The organism is Amycolatopsis albispora (genome assembly GCF_003312875.1).
In the GTDB taxonomy this organism is placed as follows: domain Bacteria; phylum Actinomycetota; class Actinomycetes; order Mycobacteriales; family Pseudonocardiaceae; genus Amycolatopsis; species Amycolatopsis albispora.
The window spans coordinates 3,984,384-4,003,678 of record NZ_CP015163.1; the positions used below are offsets into that span (position 1 = coordinate 3,984,384).

The window sequence follows — 19,295 nt, forward strand, 5'->3', positions numbered from 1 at the left end:
TGTCAGCGTGGTTGAGGAGTGATCGTGGCGAGCAAGGCGGTCGAGAAGCGGTCGAACCAGGTCGACCCCCGCGACGAGCCGTCGGCCGAGTGGGGCTGGCACGGCACGTTCCCGAAGGCCACCCGGATCGCCGGCTGGCTGACCGCGGCGGCGATGCTGGTGATGCTGATCGGCAACCACCGCAACGCGATGGAGGACATCTGGCTGGTCGGCATCGCGATCGGCCTGGTTTTCCTGCTGCTGCTGGACCTGCGCAAGCGCCGCACGGCCTGGCGCCGCTAGCGCCCGCCGACCGGTAGGTCGAACCGGCCGAACACCCAGGTCCCCGGGGCGTCCGGGTCGTTCCCGGCCCAGAACTCGGTCCACAGCTCGGCGAACTCCGCCTTGGAGAGGCGGCCGTCGCCGTCGGTGTCGAGCAGCGGGAATATCTCGTCGGTGTTGACGCGCCGGCCGCTCCACGCCTCGACCAGGCGGCGGTACTCGTCGGCGGTGATCTCGCCGTCGCCGTTCTCGTCGACCGCCTCGAACATGGCCCGCGCGGTGCCCGCGACCACGTCGAGCATGGTGCCGAGCCGGTCCACCACGAGCAGCACCTCGTCGAGGGTGACCTTGTTGTCGCGGTTGAGGTCCGAGGTGTTCAGCAGGGTGGACCACCAGCCCATCATGATGGTCTTCAGGCGGGCGTCGCGCTCGGGATCGCGGTCGCGCACGGCGAGCCAGCGGGCGGTCAGCGCCGCGAAGTCCGCCTCCTCGAGCAGCCCGTCGGCGTTGGCGTCCATGGCGTTGAACACGCCGGCGATCTTGCGTCTCTGGAACTCGGTCGACACTGCGGTTCCTCTCACACGGCGGCGGAGGCCCCAGGGTGACGAACCGGGCGCCGGTCAACAACGGGCCACCCGGGTAATCCATTTTCCCGACCCGGTGAACACCCCCATCACCCAGCGCGACCGCGCGGACCGCCCGGGCCGGGGTTGATCTTTCGCACTGGCGCCGATCCCGGCGACTTCCACGCACTGGTTTCCCTGCGCGCGAAGCGCAGTTCTACGCCGCCGTACAACCTGCTCCGTAAGGCAGGTTCAGGCCTCCGGGAGCCAGGGGCGGAGCAGTGCTTCCAGGTCGTCGTCGGACAGCGACCGCGGGCCGTTGTCGAATTCGTGCCAGCGGGCAGCTTCGGAAGCCGCGTGGAATTCGACGTCGAAGGCGCGCATCAGCACGTAGGTGAAACTGCACGAATCGAACCGCTCCCCCAGCAGGTCCCTGGCCGAGCGGGCCACCTCGGTCGCGCTGCGGTTGCCCGTATAGTTGCGGATCAGTTCCTGGGCCGCCGGTTCCAGCAGCCTCGGGGCGAGCATCAAAACACCTTCTCCATCTACGAACTTCAGCCTTCGGCGGCGAGCTGGCCGCAAGCCGCCGCGATTTCCTGGCCTCGGGTGTCGCGTACCGTGCACGCCACACCGCCGGCGTTCACCAGGCGCACGAATTCCCGCTCCACCGGCTTCGGCGACGCGTCCCACTTCGAACCCGGCGTCGGATTCAGCGGAATCACGTTCACGTGCACCAACTGGCCCAAATGCTGCTTCAACCGCTTCGCCAGCAATTCGGCACGCCACGGCTGATCATTCACATCCCGGATCAACGCGTATTCGATCGACACCCGGCGGCCCGACGTGTCCGCGTAGTACCGCGCCGCCTCCAGCACCTCGTCGACCGACCACCGGTTGTTCACCGGCACCAGCGTGTCCCGCAGCTCGTCGTCCGGCGTGTGCAACGACACCGCCAGCCGCACCTGCATCCGCTCGTCCGCCAGCTTCCGGATCGCCGGCGCCAGCCCGACCGTCGACACCGTCACCGAACGCTGCGAAATCCCCAAACCGGAAGGCGACGGATCCGTGATGCGGCGCACCGCCGCCACCACGCGCTTGTAGTTCGCCAGCGGTTCGCCCATGCCCATGAACACGATGTTCGACAGGCGCCCGGGCCCACCGGCCATCTCGCCGTCGCGCATCACCGCGGCGGCCGAGCGCACCTGGTCCACGATCTCCGCGGTCGACAGGTTCCGGTCGAGCCCGCCCTGCCCGGTCGCGCAGAACGGGCACGCCATGCCGCACCCCGCCTGGCTGGAAATGCACAACGTCGCGCGATCGGGGTAGCGCATCAGCACGCTCTCCACGAGCGTGCCGTCGTGCGCGCGCCACAGCGTCTTGCGCGTGGCGCCGTCGTCGCAGGCCAGCGCCCTGACCTCGGTCAGCAGCGGTGGCATCAGCTCCTCGACCAGGCGCTGCCGCGACGCGGCCGGGATGTCGGTCATCTGCTCGGGATCGACCGTCAGCCGCGAGAAGTAGTGGTTCGACAGCTGCTTGGCGCGGAAGGGCTTCTCACCCAGCTCGGCGACGGCGGCAGCGCGCTCCTCGGCGGACAGGTCCGCGAGGTGCCGTGGCGGCAGCCCGCGCTTGGGCGCGTCGAAAACAAGGGGGAGGGCAGTCATAACGCACCCATTCTCCCACGTCCCCCCGGTGTGACCGGGATCGCGCCCACCTGGTTGCCAAACGAACGGTTCCGATATATCGTGAGTACATCGCAAGCTAACGAGAAAGGACCCAGCTCATGCGACCACCCTTTGCACACGAATTCGGCAGGCGTGCCTTCGGCCCGCGCGGACCCTTCGAGGAGTTCGCCGGCGGCTGGGGCTTCGGCGGACCGCGAGGCCGCGGCCGGGGACCCGGTGGCCCGCACCGGCACGGCGGACGACGGGGTCGCCGCGGCGACGTCCGCGCGGCCATCCTGTTGCTGCTGGCCGAGCAGCCGCGGCACGGCTACGAGATCATCACCGAGATCAGCGAGCGCAGCGACGGGCTGTGGAAGCCGAGCCCCGGCTCCATCTACCCGACCCTGCAACTGCTCGCGGACGAAGGCCTGGTGTCGGCCAGCGAGGACGGCGGCAAGCGCCTCTTCGAGCTCACCGACGAGGGCCGCGCCGCCGCCGAGCGGCTGGACACCCCGCCGTGGGAGACCATCGCCCGCGACGTCGACCCGAACGAGGCCAGCCTCCGGTCGGCGAGCATGACCCTGATGGCCGCGGTGTTCCAGGTCGCCCAGGCCGGCACCGCCGATCAGCAGGCGAAGGCCGTGCAGGCGCTCAACGAAGCCCGGCGGACCATCTACGGGGTGCTCGGCGAAGTCGAGTCCGACACCGCCGACGACGAAGAAACCGAATGACCGGGGACGACCAGCCCGGCCGGCTTGCGGCGCCAGTGCACGCGATAGCCGACCGGGAAGGTCACCGGTTCGCCGGAAGCGTTGCGGCGTAACACTTCCGCCGTCGCCTTCGCGGCAACTCCTGGGCTGAACTCGATTTTCAGCACCTTCTCGGCGCTCGCCGCGTCGTCGAACACCCAGCGTGTCTCGACCCGGCGGCAGCCGAAACCCTCCTTGGCGAAGAACCGTTCCACGCCAGGCGGGTCGTAGTCGGGCAGATCCGCCCGCATCCACCGGCCGTACGGCTCGTGCGTGACGTCGAGATCGACGATCACCAGCACGCCACCGGGTCTGAGCACCCGGTCGGCCTCCCGCAACCCCGGTTCGCACCCCGGCCCGAAGAAGTACGCGGTCCGGGCGTGCACCAGGTCCACACTCGCGTCCGCGAGCGGAATCCGTTGTGCCGCACCATGAAGCACGCGAACGCCGGGCAGTCCGGCGATCCGTTCGCGGGCGCGGTGGACCAGTGGCGGATGCGGTTCGACGCCGGTCACCGAACGCGCCGTCGCGGCGAACCGCGGGAGGTGGAAGCCGTCACCGCAGCCGACGTCGAGCACGTCGCGCCCGGCCCAGTCGCATTCTTCGGCGAGCACGCGCCAGATCTCGCCGCCGGCGTCCTGCGCGGCGTTCTCCACTTCGTAGGCACCCGGGTAGTACCAGATGTTCGGGCTGGGGAGGATGTCCACCGGATCGCGGTGGCGCAGAAAGGGACGCCGCACAACCACAGAGTATGCGGCACGGGCAAATTGTGTCCGTTTTAACCGAATCATCCCCGACGGCCACAACTTGATTCCCGCTCGATGACTTTGGGTTAAGCGCAACCCCCGATCGAGTCGTAGGATCGGGTTACCGAAGCCGAGGGAGATCACTCATGTCGGTCAGTTCGGCCGCCGCGCAACCCGTGCTGTCACCCGGTATCCCCTGCTGGGTGGAACTCGCGAGTCCGGACGTAGCCGAGGCCGAGGCCTTCTACAACGGTCTCTTCGGCTGGAGCTACGAGCTCAAGCGGGACCCGGCCACTTCGGACGGCCGCTATTCACTGGCATCGCTCGGCGGGTTCAGCGTCGGTGGCCTGTACCGCGCCGCCGCGTCGCAGCCGCCGGGCTGGACGGTGCACCTCTCGGTGCACAACACCGCCGGCGCGGCGGAGTGGGTCGAGCACCTCGGCGGCGTGGTCACGCTCGGCCCGGTCGAAATCCCCGGGCGCGGTTACATCCTGCACGCACTCGACCCGACCGGCACGCCGATCGTCTTCTGGCAGCCCGCGGCGACCTGGGAGTTCGCCGCCGGGGCGCCGAACACCTTCTCCGGCGCCGACCTCAACACCACCGACGGCGCGATCGCCGACCAGTTCTACTCGCGGCTGTTCAACTACAACGTGCACCAGATCGGCGGCGAGAACATCGACTACGCGGAATGGCGGCTGGACCACCAGCCCGTGCTGTACCGCTACGTGATGGGCCCCGAATACCGCCCCGGCACCCCGCCGCACTGGATGGTCTACTTCGAGGTCGATCCGGCACGCGGTGCCGACGCCGCCGCCGGGCACGCGCTGATGCTCGGCGGCAGCGTGGTCGTCCAGCCGTACGACACGCCGTTCGGCCGGGTGGCCGTGCTCGCCGATCCGCATGGTTCGGTGTTTTCCGTGATCGACCATTCGCGGGTGATCGAAGCGCACTACGGCGGCGCCGAAGTCGACGACCCCTACGACGACTGATGACGCCGCGGGTCGGCTCGGTGGTGCTGGCGGATCCCGACGGCACCGCTTCCGCGTGATCGCCAGAACCTAGGCCGGCACGAAAGCCGACAGCAGCAGCCACGAGACCACGGCCGACGGCAGCAGCGAATCCAGCCGGTCCATCAGGCCGCCGTGCCCCGGCAGCAGGTTCCCCATGTCCTTGATGCCCAGGTCGCGCTTGATCAGCGACTCCACCAGGTCGCCCAGGGTGGCCACGCAGACGATCGCGGCCCCGAAGAGCACACCCTGCCAGGCCTGGCCCTCCAGCAGGAGCGTCAGCGTCAGCGCCCCGGCGAGCACACCGGCCAGCATCGAACCGGCGAAGCCCTCCCAGGTCTTCTTGGGGCTGATCGTCGGCGCCATCGGGTGCTTGCCCTTGAGCACCCCGGCGATGTAGCCGCCGGTGTCGGAGGCGACCACGCCGATCATGAAGGCCAGCACCCGGCCCACGCCGTCCCCCGGCGGCACCAGCATCGCCGCGAACGCGCCGAACAGCGGCAGGTACGCCGCCGCGAACACGGAGGCGCCGACGTCGCGCAGGTAACCGTCGGCGCCGCCGCGCAACCGCCAGAGCAGGCAGGCCAGCACGGTCAGCACGAACGCGGTGAGCGCCCCTTCCCGGCCGAACGGCCAGGCCAGCCAGATCATCGCCTGCCCGCCGGCGAGCACCGGGACCAGCGCGATCCGGATGTTCGCCGCGCGCCGCAGCGCCCCGGCCAGTTCGTAGGTGCCCACCGCGATCGCCGCCGCGATGATCCCGATGAACAGGAAACGCACGGTGAACAGCGAAACCAGGATCACGGCGCCGAGCGCCACCCCGACCCCGATCGCGGCCGGCAGGTTCCGGCCCGCGCGCGAGGCCTTCGCGGGCTTTTCGGCGGGCTCCGCCGAATCGGCCGCGTCCTCGCGTTCCTCGCTCACACTCGTCTCCCCCACCGGATCACACCTCGAGCAGCTCTGCTTCTTTGTGCTTGACGAGCTCCTCGACCTGGCCGACGTAGTTGTCGGTCAGGTTCTGCAGCTCCTTCTCCGCACGGGTGACGTCGTCCTCGCCCGCTTCGCCGTCCTTCTGGATGCGGTCGAGCTCTTCCTTGGCCTTGCGCCGCACGCTGCGAATGGACACCTTGGCGTCCTCGCCCTTGCTCTTGGCCACCTTCACCATCTCCTTGCGCCGCTCCTCGGTGAGCTGCGGGATGACGATGCGGATGATCTGGCCGTCGTTGCTCGGGTTCACGCCGAGGTCCGACTCGCGGATCGCCTTCTCGATGGCCCCCAGCTGGGTCTGGTCGTACGGCTTCACGATGGCCATCCTGGCCTCGGGAATGTTCACGCTGGCCAGCTGGTTCAGCGGAGTCGGCGCGCCGTAGTACTCGACGACGATCCGGGAGAACATCGCTGGTGTGGCCCGGCCGGTACGTACCGAGGTCAGGTCCTCCTTGGCGACGGAAACAGCCTTTTCCATCTTCTCCTCGGCGTCGAGGAGGGTCTCGTCGATCACGGCTACTCCTTGCTCGTATCGCGCCGCTGGTTGTGTTCTCCGGGGATGATCCCAGCAGGTCTAGGCGGGGACCCCGACGGCGGGGGTACTGACCAGGGTGCCGATCCGCTCGCCGCCGACGGCGCGGGCGATGTTCCCCTCGGTGAGCAGGTTGAACACGATGATCGGCATGTTGTTGTCCATGCACAGGCTGAACGCGGTCGCGTCGGCCACCTTCAGGCCCTGCTCGAGCACTTCGCGGTGGGTGATCTCGCGGAACATCCGCGCGCTCGGGTCGGTCTTGGGGTCGGCGGTGTAGACCCCGTCCACGGCCTTGGCCATCAGCACCACGTCGCAGGCGATCTCGAGCGCGCGCTGGGCTGCCGCGGTGTCGGTGGAGAAGTACGGCATGCCGACACCCGCGGCGAAGATGACCACCCGGCCCTTTTCCAGGTGCCGCTCGGCGCGACGCGGTATGTAGGCCTCGGCCACCTGGCCCATGGTGATCGCGCTCTGCACGCGGGTCGGCACGCCTTCCTTCTCCAGGAAGTCCTGCAGCGCCAGGCAGTTCATCACGGTGCCGAGCATGGCCATGTAGTCGGCGCGGTCGCGGTCCATGCCGCGCTGCGACAGCTCGGCGCCGCGGAAGTAGTTGCCACCGCCGATGACGATCGCCATCTGCACACCGGTCCGGACGACCTCGGCGATCTGCACGGCCACCGAGTGCACCACGTCGGGGTCGACGCCGACGGCACCGCCACCGAACATCTCGCCACCGAGCTTCAGCAGCACCCGCCGATAGGCACCGTCGGACCGCTCCGCTGTCATGTCGTCCTCCGCGTGTTCAGATGTTTGCTCGCGTGCCTCTTCGCAACCGTGCCCCGTCCCCGATGCGGCGGAGACGGGGCACGGTTGCCGTAACTCTGCTCAGGCCTGGCCGACCTCGAAGCGGGCGAACCGGGTGACGGTCACGCCTGCCTCGTCCAGCAGGGCCTTCACGGTCTTCTTGTTGTCGGTCACCGACGGCTGGTCCAGCAGCACGGTGTCCTTGTAGTAGGCGTTGACCTTGCCCTCGACGATCTTCGGCAGCGCCTGCTCCGGCTTGCCTTCCTCGCGGGCGGTCTGCTCGGCGATGCGGCGCTCGTTCTCGACGACGTCGGCGGGCACCTCGTCGCGGGTCAGGTACTTGGCCTTGAGCGCGGCGATCTGCAGCGCGGCGCCGCGGGCGGCGTCGGCGGCACCCGAGCCCTCACCGGTGTACTCGACCAGCACGCCGACGGCGGGCGGCAGGTCGGCGCCACGGCGGTGCAGGTAGGTGGCGACGGTGCCGTCGAAGGAGGCGACCCGGCGCAGCTCCAGCTTCTCGCCGATGCGGGCGGACAGCTCGTTGATCGCGTCGGTGACGGTCTTGCCGTCCAGCTCGGCGGAGCGCAGCTTCTCCACGTCGTCGGTGCGCACGGTCTTGGCGACCTCGACGATCTTCGCGGCCAGCTCCTGGAAGTCGGCGTTCTTCGCGACGAAGTCGGTCTCGGAGTTCAGCTCGATGAGGACGCCGCCCTCACCCGCGATCAGGCCCTCGGCGGTGGCGCGCTCGGCGCGCTTGCCCACGTCCTTGGCGCCCTTGATGCGCAGGAACTCGACGGCCTTGTCGAAGTCGCCGTCGTTCTCCTCCAGCGCCTTCTTGCAGTTCATCATGCCGGCGCCGGTCAGCTCGCGCAGGCGCTTCACATCTGCGGCGGTGTAGTTCGCCATCGTGCGTTTTCCGTCCTTCTTCGGTACGCGCAGGGAAAGAGTCAAGTCATGGGCCCGCGTGGCCGGACGGGTCCGGCCACGCGGGCTGGGTCGATCAGGCGGAGGTGGTCTGCTCCGCGGGCGCCTCGGCGGCGTTCTCGGAGCCGGCCAGCAGCTCCTTCTCCCACTCGGCCAGCGGCTCGTCGGAGGCGACGCCCGGCTCCGGCTTGTCCTGGCCCTCGGCGGCCGAGCCGTTGCGGCCCGAGCGGGCCAGCAGGCCGGCGGCGGCGGCCTCGGCGACGACCTTGGTCAGCAGCGCGGCCGACCGGATCGCGTCGTCGTTGCCCGGAATCGGGTAGTCGACCTCGTCCGGGTCGCAGTTGGTGTCGAGGATCGCGACGACCGGGATGTTCAGCTTGCGCGCCTCGCCGACGGCGATGTGCTCCTTCTTGGTGTCCACGATCCACACGGCGCTGGGCACCTTGGCCATGTCGCGGATACCGCCGAGGGTCTTCTCCAGCTTGTCCTTCTCGCGGGTGAGCGTGAGGATCTCGCGCTTGGTCAGGCCCTGGAAGCCACCGGTCTGCTCCTGCGACTCGAGCTCCTTGAGGCGCTGGAGCCGCTTGTGCACGGTCTGGAAGTTGGTGAGCATGCCACCCAGCCAGCGCTGGTTGACGTACGGCATGCCGACGCGCTGGGCCTCGTTGGCGATGGCCTCCTGCGCCTGCTTCTTGGTGCCGACGAACAGGATGCTGCCACCGTGCGCCACGGTCTCCTTGATGAACTCGAAGGCGCGGTCGATGTAGGTCAGCGTCTGCTGCAGGTCGATGATGTAGATGCCGTTGCGCTCGGTGAAGATGTAGCGCTTCATCTTCGGGTTCCAGCGCCGGGTCTGGTGCCCGAAGTGCACGCCGCTGTCGAGCAGCTGCTTCATGGTGACGACGGCCATGGCCGGATTCGCACCTCTTCTGTGTCGTGCGCCCCGGGACCCGCCCGGTGGCGCTTGCTCGGTTGCCGCGGTCGCCCGGGTGGACGGCCGCCCTGGTGCGGTGCCGATGCCCGAACCCGTTCGGCGCTCGGCGCCGGATGGGACCGCCGGGCATCGTTCGTTCCGGGGCGGGAACCGGTGACGGCCCGCCCGGAGCGTGCACACGCACGCGAAGTCGATCTGCACTTCTCACAGACCGCGCGAACAGTCTACGCCTTCACTGGAAAGGGCTGCTCACCGGCGGTGGCCAAACCCGCCATCCATCCACAACGCCCCCAGTTGTCCACAGATTCCGCCACCACCCCCCACGCCCCCGCCAAGCCCGGCAAAGTCGAAGTCATGGACCTCACCCCCATTCTCCCACGTCAGCGCAGCCGCCAACTGGCGCTGCTCCTGCTGGCGTTCGGCTGCGCCTGCCTGCTCGCACCAGCGGCCTCGGCCGCCGCCTCAGCCTCGGCCGCCGCCTCGGCGTCGGCATCTGCGGAGGAGCCGCGGTTCACCTGGCCACTGCACCCGCGGCCGCAGCTGGTCCGCGGCTTCGACCCGCCGGTGACCGACTACGGCCCCGGGCACCGCGGGGTCGACCTGGCCGCGGCCGATGGCCAGCAGACGCTGTCCGCGGGGACGGGTTACGTGGTGTTCGCCGGCACGATCGCCGGGCGCGGGGTGGTGTCCATCGACCACGACGGTGGCCTGCGCACCACCTACGAGCCGCTGGTGCCGCAGGTCGCCGCCGGGGACCAGGTGTACTCGGGCCAGGTGATCGGCACGGTCACGGCCGGGCATCCGGAGTGCGCGGTGGCGGTCTGCCTGCACTGGGGCGTGCGCCGCGGCCTGGAGTACCTGGATCCGCTGCCGCTGGTGCGGGAGACCACCCGGTTACGGCTGAAGCCGTGGGATCCCGGTTGACGTGTCAGTCAGACACCGGCCTGCTCGACGAGCTTGGCGCGCAGCCGCAGCACGGCCCTGGTGTGCAGCTGGCTCACCCGCGATTCGGTCACGCCGAGCACCTTGCCGATCTCGGCCAGGGTGAGGCTCTCGAAGTAGTAGAGGCTGACCACGATGCGGTCGCGCTCGGAGAGCTGGGCGATCGCGTCGGCTAGCTGGCGGCGGTTGTCCTGGTCGACGAGCACGGCGACCGGGTCGACGGCGTCGTCGTCGGGCAGGGTGTCGACCAGCGAGCCGCTGTCCTTGCCCACCGCGACCAGGTCCTCCAGCGCGACCACGCTGGTGAGCTGGAGCTGCCCGTAGAGGTCACGCAGCTCGTCGACGGTGATCTCCAGCTCGGTGGCCAGCTCGGCGTCGGTCGGCGTCCGGTTGAGCCGGGCACCGAGGCGCTCCATCGCGCGCTCGGCCTCGCGGGCGCGGCTGCGAACCACCCGGGGCACCCAGTCCTGAGAACGGAGGTCGTCCAGGATCGCACCACGGATGCGCTGCATCGCGTAGGTCTCGAAGCGCAGGCCGCGCTCGGGCTCGAACTTCTCGATCGCGTCGACCAGGCCGAAGATGCCGGACTGGACCAGGTCGCCGACGTCGACGTGGGTGGGCAGGCCGGTGCCGACCCGGCCGGCGACGTACTTCACCAGCGGTGCGTAGTGCAGCACCAGGCGATCGCGGAGGCGTTGCTCTGGCGCTTCGGCGAACTGCCGCCACAGCGCGTTGATGCCCGCCTCCACGTCGCCGGTCTCGGTCAGGCCGGTCTCGGTGGCGGTCACGGGACTGCCCTCCGCTGCGGGTGTCTCAGAGCAGTGCTGAGAACGCGCTGCGTCACCAGGCAAGTTGCCGTCTTCAACTGCACTCTCAGGTCTGTCTCCGGGCTCGTGCGTGGTGGTTCGGTCGGGCGGTTCGCCGGGTGGCGGGAAGGCTGACCCTCCGCCGCCCCCGCGGTCAGCGTGCACGGGGATGGCTCCGATCATGGATCGCCTTCAGCCGCTCGACGGTGACGTGAGTGTAAAGCTGAGTGGTGGCAAGCGTAGCGTGACCGAGTAGTTCCTGAACGCTGCGAAGGTCAGCACCACCCTCAAGCAGGTGCGTGGCAGCCGAATGGCGGAGGCCGTGCGGGCCCATGTCCACCGCACCGTGCACCGAGCCGACCCCGTCGTGGACCACTCGCCGGACTGAGCGAGGGTCGAGCCGCCTGCCGCGGACGCCCAGGAACAGCGCCTCGGCCGCCTCCCCGCCCGCCCGCTCCGCGAGCACCGGCCGCCCGTCGTCCAACCAGGACCGGAGCGCCTTCTCGGCGGGCACGCCGAACGGCACGGTCCGCTCCTTGCCGCCCTTGCCCAGCACCCGGATCACCCGGCGCCCGAACTCCACGTCGCCCACGTCAAGACCACACAGCTCAGCCACCCGAACGCCGGTCGCGTACAGCAGTTCGAGCAGAGCATGATCACGCAACGCAACCGGGTCCCGCTCGGCCGCGCCCGCGCTGGACGCCTTCATCAGCTGCTCCGCCTGCTCCGGCCGCAGCACCCCGGGCAGCGTGCGATGCGGCCGCGGCGCCACCAGCCGGCTGCCCGGATCCTGCTCGAGCTTGCCGACCCGCCGCGCCCAGGCGGTGAACGTCCGCGCCGCCGCCGCCCGCCGGGACAACGTCGTGCGGCTCACGCCCGCCTTGTGCTGCTCCGCCAGCCAGGCCCGCAACTCCCCCACGTCCAACCCGGCCAGCGCGGCCACGTCGCCTGCGGGCTCGTCGTCACCCACGGTTTTCCCGGCGGCCTCGACCCCGTGCAGGAAGCCGAGCAACGAGACCACGTCACCCACATACGCCCGGACCGTGTGCGCCGAGAGCCCACGCTCCAACCGCAGGTGGCGCTCGTATTCGTCGACCAGTTCACCAGCACTGGCAGGCAGCGCCGCCCGCAGGCGCACCAGCCCTCCGCGCCCGCGCGCCTTCACCCCCCGCTCAACTTCGGGGACGCTTCGTGACGACATGACCGAAACGCTGGGGGATCACCGGCGCGTGGTCAAGCATCGCCACACCCTGCCGGGGGAACGACCCGATATCGCGACTCGCCGCAACCGCCCGGACACGTGGGCGAACCGGCGCGGGCGCCAAACGACAACATCATCAGCCGAACGTGTTTCACCCACACGAGGACCAACGCGCAGACGCACCACGGCGTGCGCGCTCCGCCGCTGTGCATCGGCCACCGAGAACCGGGGCGGTGACCAGTTCCTCGTCCGGGGACCTGTCATGCACCTCCCAACGGGCTCACCGGCCGCGACCGGCTCGTGAGCCGCCAGCCGTCGTCGGACCTGACAGCCAGACCTTCGAGTTCCAGTTCTGGCAGCACCGAGCGGACCCGGTCGATCGGCACCCCCGAATCGGTCGCGATCCGTTCCGGGTACCTGGCCTCCCGCAGTTCGAGCGCGCCGTGCACACGCAGGGCCTCCTCCCCCAATCCGTCGGTGCTCCGGCGCGGTCGAGGCGTTCGACCGGCCAGCGATGCGCCGAGCTTGCCGACGGTCTCCAGCACGTCATCGAGGGATCCGACCAGCGACGCCGCAGACTCGCGGATGAGCTGGTGGCAACCGGCCGACATCGACGAACCGACCGGCCCGGGCACCGCCATGACCACCTTGCCGAGCACACCGGCGGTGGTCGCCGTGTTGCGTGCCCCGCTGCGAATGCCCGCTTCGACCACCACCGTGCCCTCGGTGAGCCCGGCGATCAGGCGGTTCCGGACGAGGAAGCGGTGCCTCGCCGGTGGTGTGCCGAAGGGATATTCACTGATCACCAGCCCGCACGCGGCGATCTTGTTCAGCAGGGCGGTGTGCCCGGCCGGATAACCGGCGTCCAGCCCGCAACCGAGCACCGCCGCCGTCGGCCCGCCGGCCGCGATCGCGCCGCGGTGAGCCGCCCCGTCGATGCCGTAGGCCGCGCCGGAAAACACCGGCATGCCGTTGCGGACCAGCCCATACGCGAGTTCGGTCGCGGTGTGCTCGCCGTAGCCCGTCGCCGCGCGGGCACCGACGATCGCCACCGCCGACACCACCGCTTCGTCGAGCCTGCCGTCACCGCGGACCCACAGCCCGATGGGCGGCGACAGCCCTGGCTTGCCGCGTGCCGTCGCCTGGTCCAACGGGAGCAGCGGCCACGCCGGCCACTCGCCGTCTTCCGGCACGACCAGGCGAGCACCCCGCCGTGCGGCCTCGGCGAGATCACGCTCAGCAAAATCCAGCGTCCGGCGCGCGGCTGTCTCGGACAACACGGAATTCGGGCACGCGCCCTCGCGCACCAGCTTCGCCGCTTCGAGCGGACCGTGGCTGCGGATGAACGCCGCGAGCGCCGTGGCCGGTGGCTCGGCCACCCGGAGCAGGTACGCTCGGGCGAGCCGGATCTCGGGATCAGCACGTCGCTCGTTCATGCCGCCTGCCGATCACGGAACTCGAGCGCGGCGGCGACGTGCCCCGCGTCAGGACGATCGGCCTCGGCGAGATCGCTCAACGTCCAGGCCACGCGCAAGCACCGGTCGACGCCGCGAGCGGTGAGAACTCCCGTGTCCAAGCCGCGGTCGAGCGCAACTGTCGTCTTGCGGGGCAACGCGTACTCGCGGCGGAGCACCGGGCCCGGTACTTCGGCGTTGGTGCGCCAGCCGTGCGCGGCCCAGCGCTCGGCTGCTCTTTCGCGAGCGCGGAGCACCCTCGTGCGGACGTGCGCTGTCGGCTCTGGCTTTTCGAACTCGTGTGCGTGGGCGTGCATCGCCGTGAGCGGTCGCAACCGGACGCGGAGGTCGATGCGGTCGAGCAAGGGGCCGGACAGCTTGCCGAAGTAGCGTCGCCGCGCGAACGGCGTGCAGTCGCAGTCCGCTTCCCGCGGCGGTGCGCAGGGGCATGGGTTCGTCGCGAGCACGAGCTGGAACCGCGCGGGATAGCAGACCACGCCCTTGCGCCTGGCGATCCGGACCTCGCCGTCCTCCAGGACCGTGCGCAGCGATTCGAGGCGCTGCCCGCCGAACTCACACACCTCGTCGAGGAACAGCACACCCCGGTGCGCACGGCTGATGATGCCCGGCTTGGCGATGTCGGTGCCGCCGCCGATCAGCGCGGCGATCGAGGTGCTGTGGTGCGGATCCACGAACGGCGGTATCCGGATGAGCGGCGACGATCGGGACAGCTTGCCCTCGATCGAATGCACGGCCGTGACCTCGAGCGATTCTTCGCGGGACAGTTCCGGGAGCAAGCCGGGCAGCCGCCTGGCCAACATCGTCTTCCCGACGCCGGGCGGGCCGACCAGCAGCAAGTGGTGACCACCCGCGGCGGCGACCTCCAGAGCCCATCGTGCTTCCGGCTGCCCGATGACGTCCGAGAGATCGGCGACCGGCGGCGGCTCCTCCTCGGTGACCGGCCCGGCGGTCGGCAGGTGCTCGACGTCGTCCATCCAGGCGAGCAGGTCTCGGAGGTGGGGCGCGCCCAGCACTTCGATGTCGTGCACGAGCGCCGCCTCGAACAGCGAATCGGTCGGCACGACCGCGCGCCGGACCCCTTCCTTGCGGGCGGCGAGCAAGGCGGGCAGCACACCGGGCACCGGCCGGATCCGGCCGTCGAGGGCGAGTTCGCCCAGCAAGACAGTGCCGAGCAGCTTGCTCCCGGACACGGCTCCGCTGGCCGCGAGCACGGCTGCGGCGATGCTCAGGTCGTAACCGGAGCCGAGCTTGGGCAGGTTCGCCGGGGAGAGTCCGAGCGTGACGTGCTGCTCGGGCCACTTCTGATCGGAGTTGCGGACGGCGGCGCGGACCCTGTCCTTGGCTTCCTTCAAGCCGGGATCGGGCAGGCCGACGAGCTTCATGCCGGGCATCCCGGCGCCGATGTCGGCTTCGACCTCGACCACCCGACCGTCAATGCCGAGCAGCGCGACCGACCAGCTGCGAGCGAGCGCCATCTCAGCCCGCCTCCCGGACGTGCGGAAACCGGGGCCGCCAACGGACCGCGACCACGTCGATGCGCCACGAACACCAGCGGGCCCGGAAGCGTTCGAACCTGGTCGTGGTGGGCGTGGCCCGGCGGCTCACCTGTACGAGGACGGCTGTTGAGCGCGGCGGGAGATGGCCGACTGAGGCTCGAGCCCGCGATGAAGGCCCGAGCGCTAGGGCGAACCGCGCCACTGGATCGCGGCCTGGGTCCTGCGCGCGGATGGGCGCGGCACCGACGACTGGGAAGGTTCCGGCGGTCGCGATTGTGCCGCCGACTGGCACGATGGACGTGCACTGAGCTTGGACTGCCGGGGCGGGCGGGGCTGAGAGGTTTGCTGAGGCTGCCTCGCGTCGGGCGATGGGCTCGGCTGGATTGATGGGTGCGGTTGGAGTGCTGGGCTCGGCTGAAGTGCTGGGCTCAGCTGTGGTGATGTGCTCCGCTGGCGTGCTGAGGCTGGCTGCGGTGCCAGGCCCAGCTGGCGTGCCGGGCGCGGCAACGACGCCGAGCTTGGCTGGCGTGCTGGGTGCGGCTGGAGCGCCGGGCCTGGTTGCGGTGATGGGCACGGCTGCGGTTATGGGTACGGCGGGAGCGCTGGGCCTGGCTGTGGTGATGGGCGCGGCTGCGACGGCGGGTTCGGCTGTGGCAGGGAAGCCAGAGGTACGGCGGCCTGCGGTTACAGAGGGTGGCGCGCCAACAGCCATCGTGGTCGGCATGGCGGCGGGTGGAGCGGTGGTTCTCGTGGCTGGGACAGCAGCGGCGGCGCGTGGAGCGGCGACGGCCGATGGAGCGGCCGCGGTGGCGGGTGGGACGGCGGTGGCGGGTGGTCTGGCAGCGATGGCGGCCGGTGGGACGACGGTCGCGGACTGCGTGGCGCAGGTGAGAGCGCCAGGCTCGGTGAGAGCGCCGGGCTCGGTGAGGGCGCCGGGCTCGGCGAGGGCGCCAGGCTGAGTGAGAGTGCTGGGCTGGGTGAGCGTGCTGGGCTCAACCACAGCGCTGGGCTGGGTGAGAGTGCTGAGCTCGGCCTCAGCGCCAGGCTCGGCGAGGGCGCCGGGCTTGGTGAGGGGGCTGGGTTGGGTGTGGGGGGCCATGTCAGAAGGCTCCCGGGAAGTGCGTCAGCTGCGGCTCGCCGTCGGGGGGCCAGTGGATGGCGATGACGTCGAAGCGCAGGGGGCACCACTGCACGCGGAAGTGCTCCAGCCAGCGGCTGGTCAGGCGGCGGATGCGGGCTGACTTGTCGGCGTCCACGGCTTCGGCGGGGAGGCCGTAGCCGCTGCCGGAGCGGGTTTTGACTTCGCAGACGAACAGGGTGCGCCCGTCGGTGGCGACGAGGTCGAGCTCCCCCTCGCGGCAGCGCCAGTTCCTGGACAGGATGACCAGGCCGAGGCCCTCCAGGTGCGCTGCCGCGAGCCGTTCGCCCCGGCGGCCCAGTTCTTGTCTTCGCTCGTGCGACGGGCGCGCCTGCGTCCCCATCATGGCTGGTCCCCCTGGGTCGATGATCGTTGACGATCTCGACGGTGCCAGTGCGGGGAAGGGCGGGCCAGGGTGGCCGGGCGGGGCTGTGGACAAGTCGGGGGCTGTGGACAACCCCCGGCACGCACGTCAGCCGGAGAAGGGACCGCCTTCCGGTAGGCGCAGGTCGGGCTTGTCCAGTTCCTCGACGTTGACGTCCTTGAAGGTGATCACCCGGACGTGCTTGACGAACCGGGCGGGCCGGTACATGTCCCACACCCAGGCGTCGGACATCCGCACCTCGAAGTAGACCTCACCACCACCGTCGCGGACCTGCACGTCCACCGCGTTGGCCAGGTAGAACCGCCGTTCGGTCTCCACCACATACGCGAACTGGCTGACGATGTCGCGGTACTCGCGGTACAGCGACAGCTCCATCTCGGTCTCGTATTTCTCGAGATCCTCGGCACTCATGAAATCCGGGCCCCTCCTTGCGAGTTCACGTGCCAGTCGGCGGCGAAAAGTCCATTCTGACCCAGACCGTCATCCAGAGCACGCACCGGCGCGGCCGTGGCGTGCAAAGCCGCCGCGGTGAGCAGTACCCGATGGGGTGGCTCGCGCCGGTGGACCGCGGCCGCGACGGCCACGTTGGTGTAGGACCACCGGTGCACCGCGCTGGGCCCGTGCTCGGTCAGCGCCGCGCCGTGCTCGGTGGTGGTGTACCCCTTGTGCACGTCGAAGCCGTACACCGGGTACTCGTCGTGCAGGTCGGTCATGATCCGGTCCCTGGTCACCTTGGCCAGCACCGACGCCGCCGCCACGCAGGCCACCGCCCGGTCCCCCTTGATCACCGGGAGGCTCGGCGCGGGCATGCCGGGCACCCGGAAGCCGTCGGTCAGCACGTAACCGGGCGCCGTGCGCAGGTGGGACACCGCCCGCCGCATGCCTTCGACGTTGGTCACGTGGATGCCGCGCGCGTCGACCTCCTCGGTGGGGATGACCACCACCGCGTAGTCGACGGCCCTGGCCAGCACGCGCTCGTAGACGCGTTCACGCGCGGCCGCGGTGAGCAGTTTCGAATCGGTCAGCTCGCTCAGCCGGGCGCCGTCCCCCGGCTTGAGCACGCAGGCGGCCACCACCAGCGGACCGGCGCAGGCACCCCGGCCGGCCTCGTCCACGCCCGCCACCGGGCCGAGCCCACGCCGTTCCAGCGCGGACTGGAGCCCCCACGAACTCTCCCCGCGAATCACCGCGCGCGGCGGCTTCAGCGCTGACACCGCGGCTAGCGCTTCCGGTTCGCCGCCCCGCGCAAGCCCGCGCCGAGCTTGCGACCGGCCCATACCGTCGGCCAGGCGGCCACCACGCCGATGCCCAGCGGAATGCCCTGCTGCCAGGCCGGCGCGCTCATGCCGAGCGCGGCGGGCTGGGCGGCTTCCTGCGGGTTGTGGTCGCTGACCCCGCCCCAGCGGTTCGGCGGCAGCACGATGATCCTGGCCTTGCCGATGATGTTCTCGATCGGCACCGCGCCGCGCTCACCCCCGCCGCCCTGCATGCGGGAGTCCGAGGAGTTGTTGCGGTTGTCGCCCATCACCCAGACCGACCCGAGCGGCACCTTCACCGGGTCGAACGGGGCCTGCACCCCGGTGCCGTCCTCGAAGTGCAGGTACGGCTCGTCGAGCGCCTTGCCGTCGACCACCACGTGGTTCTGCGCGTCACAGCATTCGACGGTCTGCCCCGGCATCGCGATGATGCGCTTGACGAAGTCGCGCTCGTCGGGCGGCGCGAGGCCGAACACCGAGCCGATGCTCTGGAAGAAGCGGCCGATCGGGTTGGACGACTCCTGCGGGAGCGCCTCGTTCTCCACCCACGGCTCCGGACCCTTGAACACCACCACGTCACCGGGGGTGGGGTCGACGAAGTCGTAGGTGATCTTGTCGACCAGGATGCGGTCGCCGGTGCAGCCCTCACAACCGTGCAGGGTGGTCTCCATCGACCCCGACGGGATCATGTAGACGCGGAAGAAGAACTGCTGGATGACGAACGTCAGCGCGAGCGCGACGACGATCAGGATCGGCAGCTCCACCCAGAACGGGCGCTTCTTCTTCGCTTTGCCCTTGCCACGCTTGCGGTGGGCACCGCCCTTGGTCTCCTCCGCGGCTCCGTCGTGGTGCTCGGAGCGTTCGGGGTCGTCCTCGGCAGCGTTTGAAGACACAGGTTCGGCCACGACGCCAGGCTACGGGAATCCGCTACCGGATCAGGAAGCCGGCTCGCGGCGCTCCTTGATCTTGGCGGCCTTGCCGCGCAGCTCACGCAGGTAGTACAGCTTCGCGCGCCGCACGTCACCGCGCTTGTGCACCTCGATCTGGGCGATGTTCGGGCTGTGCACCGGGAAGGTGCGCTCCACGCCGACGCCGAACGACACCTTGCGGACGGTGAACGTCTCGCGGATGCCGCCGCCCTGACGGCGGATGACCACGCCCTGGAAGACCTGAAGGCGCTCGCGGTTGCCCTCGATCACTCGGACGTGCACCTTCAGCGTGTCGCCCGGGCGGAATTCCGGGATGTCGGAACGCAGCGACTGAGCGTCCAGGGCGTCCAGGGTGTTCATCGGTGGTCCGTCCTCGTCTGTGATGTAACGTCTTCGTCTTGCCATACGTCCGGGCGCACGCCGGTCACAGCGGCCTGCCCTGGGGGTTGGCGGGCGCGCGAACCCGATGGGTTCCTCTCGCGCCAACCGGTCA

At 70.1% G+C, this 19,295-nt stretch carries 22 protein-coding genes; 4 read left to right on the top strand and 18 right to left on the bottom strand.

The window, feature by feature from the left end:
• Window positions 1–24 precede the first annotated feature (24 nt).
• On the top strand, window positions 25–282 hold the full coding sequence (locus tag A4R43_RS18510; protein ID WP_113697711.1) for a DUF2631 domain-containing protein: 258 nt from the start codon (window positions 25–27) through the stop codon (window positions 280–282).
• On the opposite strand, the gene A4R43_RS18515 is transcribed toward A4R43_RS18510, so the two are convergent.
• From A4R43_RS18515 to rlmN, 3 genes are all read right to left on the bottom strand, one after another.
• Complete coding sequence (locus A4R43_RS18515; protein ID WP_236809112.1) at window positions 279–827, bottom strand: EF-hand domain-containing protein; 549 nt, start codon at window positions 825–827, stop codon at window positions 279–281. The two genes, A4R43_RS18510 and A4R43_RS18515, sit on opposite strands and share 4 nt — an antisense overlap.
• Window positions 828–1,076: 249 nt before the next feature.
• Window positions 1,077–1,352 carry a hypothetical protein gene (locus A4R43_RS18520; protein ID WP_113693475.1) on the bottom strand — a complete coding sequence of 92 codons (276 nt, stop codon included), beginning with the start codon at window positions 1,350–1,352 and terminating at the stop codon, window positions 1,077–1,079.
• 26 nt (window positions 1,353–1,378) lie between these two features.
• Window positions 1,379–2,485: a dual-specificity RNA methyltransferase RlmN gene (gene rlmN / locus A4R43_RS18525; RefSeq protein WP_113693476.1), complete on the bottom strand. Its 1,107-nt coding sequence runs from the start codon at window positions 2,483–2,485 to the stop codon at window positions 1,379–1,381.
• Between the two features lie 119 nt (window positions 2,486–2,604).
• On the opposite strand from rlmN, the gene A4R43_RS18530 reads away from it, so the two are divergent.
• On the top strand, window positions 2,605–3,216 hold the full coding sequence (locus tag A4R43_RS18530; RefSeq protein ID WP_113693477.1) for a PadR family transcriptional regulator: 612 nt from the start codon (window positions 2,605–2,607) through the stop codon (window positions 3,214–3,216).
• Here A4R43_RS18530 and A4R43_RS18535 read toward each other — a convergent pair.
• Window positions 3,159–3,974 carry a class I SAM-dependent methyltransferase gene (locus A4R43_RS18535; protein WP_236809113.1) on the bottom strand — a complete coding sequence of 272 codons (816 nt, stop codon included), beginning with the start codon at window positions 3,972–3,974 and terminating at the stop codon, window positions 3,159–3,161. The two genes, A4R43_RS18530 and A4R43_RS18535, sit on opposite strands and share 58 nt — an antisense overlap.
• A gap of 152 nt (window positions 3,975–4,126) precedes the next feature.
• On the opposite strand from A4R43_RS18535, the gene A4R43_RS18540 reads away from it, so the two are divergent.
• Window positions 4,127–4,972 (top strand): VOC family protein, encoded by an 846-nt coding sequence (locus tag A4R43_RS18540; RefSeq protein WP_113693479.1) that lies wholly within the window; start codon window positions 4,127–4,129, stop codon window positions 4,970–4,972.
• Window positions 4,973–5,041: 69 nt separating this feature from the next.
• Here the strand turns inward: A4R43_RS18540 and A4R43_RS18545 are convergent, their stop codons facing one another.
• The 5 genes from A4R43_RS18545 to rpsB all read right to left on the bottom strand — a co-directional run bounded on the left by A4R43_RS18545 (window position 5,042) and on the right by rpsB (window position 9,150).
• The gene (locus A4R43_RS18545) at window positions 5,042–5,914 is read right to left on the bottom strand and encodes a phosphatidate cytidylyltransferase (protein WP_205215372.1); all 873 of its coding nucleotides are present in this window, start codon (window positions 5,912–5,914) and stop codon (window positions 5,042–5,044) included.
• Between the two features lie 19 nt (window positions 5,915–5,933).
• The gene (frr, locus tag A4R43_RS18550; protein ID WP_113693481.1) at window positions 5,934–6,491 is read right to left on the bottom strand and encodes a ribosome recycling factor; all 558 of its coding nucleotides are present in this window, start codon (window positions 6,489–6,491) and stop codon (window positions 5,934–5,936) included.
• A 60-nt stretch (window positions 6,492–6,551) separates the two neighbouring features.
• Complete coding sequence (gene pyrH / locus A4R43_RS18555; RefSeq protein ID WP_113693482.1) at window positions 6,552–7,298, bottom strand: UMP kinase; 747 nt, start codon at window positions 7,296–7,298, stop codon at window positions 6,552–6,554.
• A 99-nt stretch (window positions 7,299–7,397) separates the two neighbouring features.
• Complete coding sequence (gene tsf / locus A4R43_RS18560) at window positions 7,398–8,222, bottom strand: translation elongation factor Ts (RefSeq protein ID WP_113693483.1); 825 nt, start codon at window positions 8,220–8,222, stop codon at window positions 7,398–7,400.
• A gap of 94 nt (window positions 8,223–8,316) precedes the next feature.
• Window positions 8,317–9,150 (bottom strand): 30S ribosomal protein S2, encoded by an 834-nt coding sequence (rpsB, locus tag A4R43_RS18565; RefSeq protein WP_113693484.1) that lies wholly within the window; start codon window positions 9,148–9,150, stop codon window positions 8,317–8,319.
• 378 nt (window positions 9,151–9,528) lie between these two features.
• On the opposite strand from rpsB, the gene A4R43_RS18570 reads away from it, so the two are divergent.
• Window positions 9,529–10,098: a M23 family metallopeptidase gene (locus tag A4R43_RS18570; RefSeq protein WP_113693485.1), complete on the top strand. Its 570-nt coding sequence runs from the start codon at window positions 9,529–9,531 to the stop codon at window positions 10,096–10,098.
• 8 nt (window positions 10,099–10,106) lie between these two features.
• Here A4R43_RS18570 and A4R43_RS18575 read toward each other — a convergent pair whose 3' ends face one another.
• The 9 genes from A4R43_RS18575 to rplS form a co-directional block, all read right to left on the bottom strand.
• A complete protein-coding gene (locus tag A4R43_RS18575; protein WP_418190831.1) occupies window positions 10,107–11,105 on the bottom strand; it encodes a FliA/WhiG family RNA polymerase sigma factor in 999 nt (332 codons plus the stop codon).
• On the bottom strand, window positions 11,077–12,123 hold the full coding sequence (locus A4R43_RS18580; protein ID WP_113693486.1) for a tyrosine recombinase XerC: 1,047 nt from the start codon (window positions 12,121–12,123) through the stop codon (window positions 11,077–11,079). The genes A4R43_RS18575 and A4R43_RS18580 overlap by 29 nt, the downstream gene beginning before the upstream one ends.
• A 260-nt stretch (window positions 12,124–12,383) precedes the next feature.
• Entirely contained in the window at window positions 12,384–13,559 is a 1,176-nt protein-coding gene (dprA, locus tag A4R43_RS18585) for a DNA-processing protein DprA (RefSeq protein WP_113693487.1), read from the bottom strand.
• On the bottom strand, window positions 13,556–15,073 hold the full coding sequence (locus tag A4R43_RS18590; RefSeq protein WP_113693488.1) for a YifB family Mg chelatase-like AAA ATPase: 1,518 nt from the start codon (window positions 15,071–15,073) through the stop codon (window positions 13,556–13,558). The genes dprA and A4R43_RS18590 overlap by 4 nt, the downstream gene beginning before the upstream one ends.
• Window positions 15,074–16,194: 1,121 nt before the next feature.
• Window positions 16,195–16,575 carry a YraN family protein gene (locus A4R43_RS18595; protein WP_113697714.1) on the bottom strand — a complete coding sequence of 127 codons (381 nt, stop codon included), beginning with the start codon at window positions 16,573–16,575 and terminating at the stop codon, window positions 16,195–16,197.
• Window positions 16,576–16,704: 129 nt separating this feature from the next.
• Window positions 16,705–17,028, bottom strand: a complete 324-nt coding sequence (locus A4R43_RS18600; RefSeq protein WP_113693489.1) for a DUF2469 domain-containing protein — start codon at window positions 17,026–17,028, stop codon at window positions 16,705–16,707.
• The gene (locus A4R43_RS18605; protein WP_205215503.1) at window positions 17,025–17,804 is read right to left on the bottom strand and encodes a ribonuclease HII; all 780 of its coding nucleotides are present in this window, start codon (window positions 17,802–17,804) and stop codon (window positions 17,025–17,027) included. The genes A4R43_RS18600 and A4R43_RS18605 overlap by 4 nt, the downstream gene beginning before the upstream one ends.
• A 32-nt stretch (window positions 17,805–17,836) precedes the next feature.
• Window positions 17,837–18,778 carry a signal peptidase I gene (gene lepB / locus A4R43_RS18610; RefSeq protein WP_113693491.1) on the bottom strand — a complete coding sequence of 314 codons (942 nt, stop codon included), beginning with the start codon at window positions 18,776–18,778 and terminating at the stop codon, window positions 17,837–17,839.
• A gap of 30 nt (window positions 18,779–18,808) precedes the next feature.
• Window positions 18,809–19,162, bottom strand: coding sequence for a 50S ribosomal protein L19 (gene rplS, locus A4R43_RS18615; protein WP_113693492.1), 354 nt, complete (start codon window positions 19,160–19,162; stop codon window positions 18,809–18,811).
• Window positions 19,163–19,295 lie beyond the last annotated feature (133 nt).